This window comes from Stenotrophomonas sp. HMWF023 (assembly GCF_003060985.1).
Lineage (GTDB): Bacteria > Pseudomonadota > Gammaproteobacteria > Xanthomonadales > Xanthomonadaceae > Stenotrophomonas > Stenotrophomonas lactitubi.
In genome coordinates this window covers 1-1578 of sequence record NZ_QAIJ01000260.1, presented here as the reverse complement: position 1 = coordinate 1578, position 1578 = coordinate 1, and the positions used below count along the sequence as shown (strand labels likewise).

The 1578-nt window shown below is 67.9% G+C and carries 1 protein-coding gene and 1 pseudogene; both read right to left on the bottom strand.

Annotated elements, in window-relative coordinates:
- Positions 1–169: 169 nt before the first annotated feature.
- A complete protein-coding gene (locus tag DBR20_RS14885) occupies positions 170–940 on the bottom strand; it encodes a rhomboid family intramembrane serine protease (protein WP_108266722.1) in 771 nt (256 codons plus the stop codon).
- A 106-nt stretch (positions 941–1046) separates the two neighbouring features.
- Positions 1047–1578: pseudogene (locus DBR20_RS14880) on the bottom strand (hypothetical protein); the annotation flags it as partial.

The window sequence follows — 1578 nt, the reverse complement described above, 5'->3', positions numbered from 1 at the left end:
GATGCGTTCTTCACCGATGACCCGGCGCTGGGCCGGCAGGCGGTAGATGGAATGGGCGCGGCGGGAAACGCGACGGACTGACCGGCGTCAATGCCGCCGGGCATGGCCCGGCGCTACCAGAGGCATCCAGAAGCGGTAGCGCCGGGCCATGCCCGGCGTATCCACCCGCTCAACCGCGCGGGTCTTCCGGCCGGCGGAACGGGACGACCACATAGTCCTGCCCTTCGCGCGGCTGCCACAGCACCGGCACGCGCTGTGGCGACGGTGGCTCGAGTTCGTCGTCGGCCAGCGCCTCGACCTCGTCTTCCTCGTCCTCCCAGCTGTAACGCGGGCGCGGCGGCAACGGGTCGGCATTGCGGAACAGCAGCGCGGCGATGATGCCGGCGAAGGCACCGCCCATGTGCGATTGCCAGGACACGCCGTCGGCGTGCGGCAGCACGGTCATCAGCATGCCGCCGTAGAACAGCATGCCGATCAGCCCGGTGGCGATGGCCGCGCGGTCGCGGCGCAGCAGGCCGAGGCTGGCCAGCAGGAACATCAGGCCGTGGGTGACGCCACTGGCGCCGAGATGGAAGCTGCCGGGATTGCCCAGCATCCACGCACCGATGCCCGAACCGACCCAGAGCAGGGGCAGGGCACGTAGCGTGGCCTTCGGATAGACGCTGCCGGCGAGGGTGCCGAGGATCAGGATCGCGGCACTGTTGGCGGCGATGTGTTCGATCGAAGCATGCAGCAGCGGTCCGCCGATCAGGCCGAGCAGGCCCTTGGCTTCAAGCGGTGCCACGGCCCAGGGTCGCCAGTCGAAATGATCCTGCAGGGCGAACACGGCCACCAGCACCAGCACGGCGGCCAGGCTGGCATTGAAGGCGCGCAGGATGCGCGTACGGTCGTTGCGGTCGGCCGGCGCGTCGCCGGCGGGCAGGGGCGCGTTCGTGTTCATACCCTCAGCAATGGCGGTGGCCGGCGCGAAACCAAGGCCACCGCTGCGGGAGAGTGGATGCGGCCGGCGGGACAATCCACCGGCCGCATCCTTCAATCCGCCTGGATCAGGCGCCGCCTTCCTTCGGCGGGTTCTTCAGGCTCAGCACCACCGTGGCGGCGATGATCACCGCGACCACGCCCAGCGAGATCGGGGTCGGGATCTTGAACAGGTCGATGATCATCATCTTGATGCCGATGAAGGCCAGCACCAGGGCCAGGCCGTACGGCAGCAGGTGGAAGCGGTCGGCCATGCCGGCCAGCAGGAAGAACATCGCACGCAGGCCGAGCACCGCGAACACGTTGGAGGTCAGCACGATGAACGGGTCGGTGGTGATCGCGAAGATCGCCGGGATGCTGTCCACTGCAAAGATCACGTCGGTCACTGCGATCAGGATCAGCACCGCGAACAGCGGGGTGAACCAGCGAACGCCGTCGCGCTTGACGCTCATCGCGTTGCCTTCGTAATCCGGCAGCAGGCGCAGATGCTTGCGCATCCAGCGCAGGGCCGGATTGGCTTCCAGGTCAGGCTCCTGGCCAGCGGCGAACCACATCTTCCAGCCGGTGAAGAGCAGGAAGGCGCCGAACACATAGAGCAGC